Origin of the sequence: Falsiroseomonas tokyonensis (genome assembly GCF_019024325.1) — a bacterium.
GTDB lineage: Bacteria > Pseudomonadota > Alphaproteobacteria > Acetobacterales > Acetobacteraceae > Falsiroseomonas > Falsiroseomonas tokyonensis.
The window spans coordinates 1-6,841 of record NZ_JAFNJS010000027.1 but is presented as its reverse complement, the minus strand read 5'-3'; the positions used below and the strand labels follow the sequence as shown (position 1 = coordinate 6,841).

Sequence of the window (6,841 nt, the reverse complement as noted above, 5' to 3'; positions counted from 1 at the left end):
TTGCCCGCAGCATGCCGCGATGTCCCTGCTGCCACCGCCTCACTCAGCGTCACCATTATGTGACACAGTAGTATTAGTGACGCCCGGCTTTGTTAAGGCTGTGACGGCTACCACCTACGGCGCGAAGATGCCGCGCGCGAGTTGGGACGATATTGGCGATCTATGTGTGCCCGTTCCGCCACCAGATGAGCAGGCAGACCTCGTAGCTTTCCTCGACCGCGAAACGGCTAACATCGACGCGCTCATAGAGAAACAACACGCCCTGAATGAGCGCCTCCGCGAGCAACAGCGATGCCTCATGATTCGGGCTGTCACAAAGGGCTTCCGCACGACACCTCGCACGCAGGAGTCGGGAGTTCCTTGGATCGGCGCGATCCCAGCACATTGGAGCACATGCAAAGTAAGGCACATCGCAACAGTTGTCCGAGGCGCGTCTCCGAGACCGGCTGGAAATCCGGAGTTTTTTGGTGGCGACTTTTGCCCTTGGATTACGGTAGCCGAAGTTACCAAAGATGATCAAAAAGAACTTTTCAATACAACTGAGTATTTGACGCAGGCCGGGGTAAAGGCGAGTCGCATGGTTTCGTGCGACACGCTCCTTCTAACTAATAGCGGCGCGACATTAGGTGTGCCGAAAATTATTCGTATACAAGGATGCATCAACGATGGATCAGTGGCTTTATTAAATCTTAATAAAAAAATTGACAAAGACTTCTTGTATTGGGTTCTTAAGGCAAGCACTACTTATATTCGCGAATTCTACGGTCAAGGGCAAGGGCAACCGAATCTTAATACGGACCTTGTGCGTAGTTTTACTATACCTGTGCCTCCCAAAAGTGAACAGATCGCCATCGTTTCTGAACTTGAGAGCCGATTGCAGAAGCTCACTACAGTACGTGAAACCAGCGAAGCTATTGCCGACCAGCTTAACGAACGGAGGCGCGCATTGATCACCGCAGCCGTGACTGGACAGATCGAGAGCCGCTCGGCTCGCCTCCGACAGGCGGCGGAGTGATGGTTGACCACAAGGAGAAAGGCTTCGAGGCCGCCATCGAGGACAGCCTGCTTGCGGCGGGCGGTTACCAGACGGGCGATCCGGCGGGCTTCGACGCCGCGCTCGCCCTCTGGCCCGCCGTCCTGACCGACTTCCTCAAGGCGAGCCAGCCAGACGCATGGGCCAAGCTCTCGAAGTTCCACGGCGCTGCCGTCGAAGCGAAGGTGGTCGCCCTCGTCGCCAAGGAACTGGACCTTCGCGGCACGCTGGACGTGCTGCGTCACGGCGTCACTGACAGCGGAGTGAAACTGCGTCTCGCCTTCTTCCGACCCGCCTCCGGCCTGAATCCAGAGGCGCTGGCCGCCTACGGGCAGAACGTCCTCACCGTCACCCGGCAGGTCCGCTACGCCACCAAGGACCCGGCGCTCTCCATTGACCTTGTGCTCGCCGTCAACGGTCTGCCGGTCGCCACAGCCGAGTTGAAGAACCCCTTCACCAACCAGACCGTCGAGCACGCCAAACACCAATACCGGCACGACCGGGATTCACGGGAACCGCTGCTTCGCTGGAAGGCGCGTGCCTTGGTCCACTTCGCCGTGGACCCGGACCTCGTGTTCATGACGACCAAGCTGGAAGGCAAGGACACCTTCTTCCTGCCCTTCAATCGTGGGCGTGGCACAGGCGCAGGCAACCCGGACAACTCGAACGGCTATCGCACCGCCTATCTTTGGGAGGAGGTGTGGGCGCGGGACAACTGGCTCGACATCCTCGGCCGGTTTGTTCACGTTGAGAAGACAGAAAAGGGCAAGGACAAGGCCATCGTCTTCCCGCGCTACCACCAGTGGGATGCGGTGCGGAAAGTGCTGGCCCATGTGCGCAGCCACGGCGCGGGCGAGAACTACCTGATCGAGCACTCGGCCGGGTCGGGCAAGTCCAACTCCATCGCGTGGCTCGCGCATCGCCTTTCCGGCCTGCACGGGGCCGACGACAAGCCGATCTTCACCTCCGTCATCGTCATCACCGACCGCCGCGTGCTCGACAAGCAGTTGCAGGACACGATCTACCAGTTCGAGCACAAGCAGGGCGTCGTCGAGAAGATCGACAGCGACAGCAACCAGCTTGCCGCCGCCCTGAACCGGGGCACGCCGATCATCATCTCCACCATCCAGAAGTTCGGCTTTATCCTCGGCAAGCTCTCGGCCACGGACGCCCGGCGCTACGCCATCGTCGTGGACGAGGCGCATGGTTCCCAGACCGGGGAGAGCGCGGCCAGCCTGAAGAAGGCGCTTGCCGCCACGTCACTCGAAAAGGCAGAAGCCGAGAACACCGACGACAACGGCGTCGAGGACGAGGTGGAGGCCGAGGTCCAGAAGGCCATCGGCGCACGCGGGCGACAGCCGAACCTGTCCTTCTTCGCCTTCACCGCGACGCCGAAGAAGAAGACCATGGAGTTGTTCGGCCAGCCGGGGCCGGACGGCAAGCCGGAGGCGTTCCACCTCTACTCCATGCGGCAGGCCATTGAGGAGGGTTTCATCCTCGACGTGCTGCGCAACTACACCACCTACAAGACCTACTACCGCTTCGCCAAAGCGGTGGACGACGACCCGGAGGTCGAGAAGGACAAGGCGAAGCGCGCCATCGCCCGCTTCGCCTCCCTCCATCCCCACAACCTCGCTCAGAAGACCGAGGTGATGGTGGAGCACTTCCGCGCCCACACCCGGCACAAGATCGGCGGCCGGGCCAAGGCCATGGTGGTCACCCGGTCGCGCCTGCACGCCGTCCGCTACAAGGAGGCGTTCGACACCTACATCAAGTCGAAGGGTTATACCGACCTCGGCGTGCTGGTCGCCTTCTCCGGCACGGTGATCGCGGATGGCGGCCCCTATACCGAGACCGGGATGAACGGCTTCCCCGAGGCGCAGCTACGCGACCGCTTCGCCGGGGATGATTTCCAACTGCTGCTCGTAGCTGAGAAATACCAGACCGGCTTCGACCAGCCCCTCCTGCACACGATGTTCGTGGACAAGAAGCTCAAGGGCCTGAAGGCGGTGCAGACGCTCTCGCGGCTGAACCGAATGTGCCGGGGCAAGGAGGACACCTTCGTCCTCGACTTCGAGAACGACGCGGAGGAGATCAAGGAGGCGTTTGCGCCCTACTACGAGCGGCCCGAGATCGACGAGCCGACCGACCCGAACCAGCTTTATCACCTGAAGACCAACCTCGAAGCGTTCCAGTTCTTCTGGAAGCAGGAAGTGGAGGACTTCGCGCGCGTCTTCTTCAAGCCGAAGGATAAGCAGAAGCCCGCTGATCAGGGCCTCCTGCATAAGGGCATCGACCCGGCAGTGACGCGCTTCACAGCCGAGCAGGACGAAGAACGCCGCGAGGAATTCCGGTCGATGCTGACCACCTACGTTCGGCTATACGGCTTCGTCAGCCAGATCGCAGCCTTCGCCGATGCCGACCTTGAAAAGCTCTACGCCTATGGCCGCCTGCTGCGAACGAAGCTGCCGAAGCGCGAGGGCGGTGGCGCCATCGACCTCGATGACGATGTGACGCTGACCTACTACCGGCTCGACAAGACCTTCGAGGGCACGGTCGCCCTGCCGGTTGGCGAAGCGCAGACGCTCATAGGCCCGGCCGAGGTCGGCACCGGGAAGGCGAAGGACGAGGACCTGTCGCCGCTCTCGGCCGTCATCACCCTCGCCAACGAGCGGTTCGGCACCGACTTCAACGAAAGCGACAAGCTCTTCATGCAGCAGATCGTCCTCGATCTCGCGAAGGATGATAAGCTTGCTGAGCAGGCCCGGACCAACACCCTCGGCAATTTCCGCCACGCCTTTGACCCAGCGGCGATGAACGCCGTGCTGGGCCGAGTGGAGCGCAATGGCGCCATGGCCGAGCAGTTCATGTCCAATGCCGATTTCCGGGGCCTGATGCTGGACGCGATGATGCGCGAGTTCGCGTCGCAGGCGCGGTCGGGGGATGGGCAGCAGAAGCCATGACCTCCAAGGCGCACGTCGCGTGGCACCGAGACCGGCTCCGGGCCGCCGGGCTACGGCCGGGCCAGTTCCTCATCGCCGAAGTCCGGCAGGAACCCGTTCTGGCCGAGACGAGGCTACAGGCTGCGGCGGTCGCCGACCGGCGAAGAGATGCTCCGGCTTGACCGGCTGCGGTGCCTCTGCGCCGACGCGTAGCGTAGCACTATCAGCACACCACAAGCCCCTGATAATTAACCGAAAAATCCGCGCTGGACAACCAAGATCAGAAGACTGATGTTGGTTGGTATGTTGACCATCTCAGCGGGTGATATCTCGCACAGGCTACGTTCGGACAACCCATGGTGGAGCGGGCCGCTCGACCTTGGCCGAGCGCCCTACAGCCTACCTCGGCGAGCATATTTCAACCCCCTCTGCAAGCTAGTCCGCGCACCAATTAAGCGCGCGGTGATTCTTCTCGGCTCGCGTCGAGTTGGGAAGACAACAATGTTGCAGCAGATGATCGGAGAATTTGCCACCAGCGGTGAACTTGGTCCGGTCCTTTACGCTTCTATCGACACTCCGACCTACACAGACCTCGCCCTTTCTCAGTTCCTCGCATTATTCGAGAAAGAGCAACACCACGACCCAGACGGACCGCGTCTCGTGATCTTCGACGAAATCCAGTATCTTAAAGACTGGGAGCGGCATCTGAAAGATTTGGTGGACCGATATCCGGCAACCCGGTTTGTCTGCTCCGGTTCAGCTACTGCGGCTTTAAAGCGCCGGAGTGAGGAAAGTGGCGCTGGGCGCTTTACCGATTTCAACCTGCCTCCACTCACGTTCGCCGAATTTCTTGCATTTACGGGTCGAGAGGAAACCCTCGTGCGTCGTACCGAGCGGCAGGGGCGCGTTCCGCTGTTTAGTGCGCTTGACCTACCGTCTTTGAACGATGCATTTTTGGACTACCTAAACTATGGCGGTTACCCAGAAGCTGTGATGAATCCGGCCATTCGTGACGAATTCCAGCGGTTCGTCGGTAACGACATCGTTCAGAAGGTACTTGCGCATGACCTACCAAGCCTGTACGGCATTCAAGATATTCAGGAACTTAAGCGACTATTTAATGCCATCGCATACAATACGGGGCAAGAAGTAAGCCTTGATGATCTTTCCAAAAATGCATCGGTAGCGAAAAATACGATACTTCGCTACCTTGAGTATCTTGAGGCTGCGTTTTTGATCCACACTGTCCGTCGGGTGGACGAAAAAGCCCAACGATTTCAAAGACAGATGAACTTCAAGGTATACCTGACAAATCCATCGATGCGGGCAGCGTTATTCGGACCTGTGGCAGCGAATAGTCAGGCTCTTGGAGCACTTGCCGAGACAGCGACCATTACGCAGTGGCTGCACAGCGCCGATTTGCCGAACGTCCACTACGCTCGCTGGAACAAAAGAGGCGGCGGTGAAGTTGATATTGTCTTTATCGATCCCGCAACAGGTCGCCCTATTTACGCGTACGATGTAAAGTGGACGGATCGACCGGCCGAAGATCATCGTGAATTGGAATCACTGGTCCATTTCACACGTCAGACTGGCCGAATGCCCCTTGGTTGCTCAACCAAAACTCAGAGCGCGACAGTTATCTATGCAGATCATGAGGTCACCCTGTTTCCTCTGGCGCTTCATTGCTATCGAGTTGGCTGGCTGAACGTCACTGAAGCACGGCTTATGGAGCGCCTTGCGCATGTGGCTGCCGATGCGGCGCCTGAAGGTGTGTGAAGGACTAGTCCACCCGAACATCCTTCGAACCATCGGCCATCCGGCGGAGCGCCCATCCACTCACCCAGACCTTAGAACAAACGGTCATCTCTGCATGTTGGCGGGAGCATTGGGATCGAGGCTAGCGGCTTCTTGGCTGTGGTCGCAGATGCTCCGCGTGAAAGTGCTAGCTATCGGGCCCTCTTTGGTGGGGCTATTGCGGCCCGTGCAGCAGCATTAACCGGCGGACTATCGGCAATCTTCGCAAGGGAGCTTTCGATGCGGCCTGTCTTAGCAAGGGCGTCAGCCGCCGCTCTTCGTAAGGCGCGTCGAACTCCGCGAAGTGATTGCTTAGCCATCTCGTCTTCTCCAGCATTCAGACTGGCACGTAGCCAGAGTTGGCGGAAAGAGGTAAGTCATGGCGACCGCACTAACCGCTGACGATCATTCTACCCCGCGACTGACGGGTCATGCTGAGGGACTACTGCCTCGATCCAGTCAGGGGGAACGTCATGCTCGATCACCACGTCCCAATAGCCCGGTCGATGATCCAGCAGCCCCTGACGTTGCAGCATGAGGTCCAGCATGCAGTTCGGCAGCGCGCTCTCGCTCCTCTTGCACGTCCGGAAAGACGGAATTCGAAAGACGACCACCGAAGGGTCCCCGAAGTGTGAGAGCGCCTCTCGAAGCGTCGCTGAGCCCTGCAAGCAGATGCGCTCGATGGCTTCGCCACCAAAGTTCTCGAAGAAGACATCGCAGCCGCCATCGTGAAGGAAGCGGCGCGCGGGCGTGGCGTAAACTTTCCGCTCTCTGTAACGAAATTCGGGGGTGCTGAGATTGAAGCGGGCGACAGCCGCGTCGAATTCTTCGGCAAGGCCGCCCTTTCCGAGGGCAGCGAGCGCGGCCCGAACAGCGGCGACGCGCTCTGCGATGTTTAGTTTACGAAGACCCTCAGTCCTGATCGTGTGCGTGTCGTGCAGGCGGGTGGCGTGAAAAACCCGAAGATCGTTTTCGAACATTGAGTCCCAAATTGGCCTGCTGCCGGTTCGACGGACACCGAGTTTAGCCTGAATCGGCCGAGCGCTCGAATGCCACAGGGCTGAGATAG

5 protein-coding genes are annotated in these 6,841 nt (G+C 59.5%); 4 read left to right on the top strand and 1 reads right to left on the bottom strand.

What is annotated here, in order from left to right; all coding sequences use genetic code 11:
* From J3S20_RS29545 to J3S20_RS29530, 4 genes are all read left to right on the top strand, one after another.
* On the top strand, window positions 1–1,015 hold a 1,015-nt coding region (locus tag J3S20_RS29545), incomplete at its 5' end, for a restriction endonuclease subunit S (RefSeq protein WP_216840520.1).
* The gene (locus J3S20_RS29540; protein ID WP_216840519.1) at window positions 1,015–3,996 is read left to right on the top strand and encodes a type I restriction endonuclease subunit R; all 2,982 of its coding nucleotides are present in this window, start codon (window positions 1,015–1,017) and stop codon (window positions 3,994–3,996) included. The genes J3S20_RS29545 and J3S20_RS29540, both read left to right, overlap by 1 nt.
* Window positions 3,993–4,157 (top strand): antitoxin MazE-like protein, encoded by a 165-nt coding sequence (locus J3S20_RS31350; protein WP_216840518.1) that lies wholly within the window; start codon window positions 3,993–3,995, stop codon window positions 4,155–4,157. Before J3S20_RS29540 ends, J3S20_RS31350 begins: the two co-directional genes overlap by 4 nt.
* Window positions 4,158–4,266: 109 nt before the next feature.
* Entirely contained in the window at window positions 4,267–5,754 is a 1,488-nt protein-coding gene (locus tag J3S20_RS29530; RefSeq protein ID WP_343215339.1) for an ATP-binding protein, read from the top strand.
* A gap of 428 nt (window positions 5,755–6,182) precedes the next feature.
* Here J3S20_RS29530 and J3S20_RS29525 read toward each other — a convergent pair.
* Window positions 6,183–6,841 (bottom strand): hypothetical protein (locus tag J3S20_RS29525; protein WP_216840516.1); only part of this gene is annotated, 659 nt, incomplete at its 5' end.

What these genes read in the sequence shown, in the direction of transcription:
- J3S20_RS29540 (WP_216840519.1), top strand. Translation starts at nt 1,015, where the DNA reads ATGGTTGACCACAAGGAGAAAGGCTTCGAGGCCGCCATCGAGGACAGC.
- J3S20_RS31350 (WP_216840518.1), top strand. Translation starts at nt 3,993, where the DNA reads ATGACCTCCAAGGCGCACGTCGCGTGGCACCGAGACCGGCTCCGGGCC.
- J3S20_RS29530 (WP_343215339.1), top strand. Translation starts at nt 4,267, where the DNA reads ATGTTGGTTGGTATGTTGACCATCTCAGCGGGTGATATCTCGCACAGG.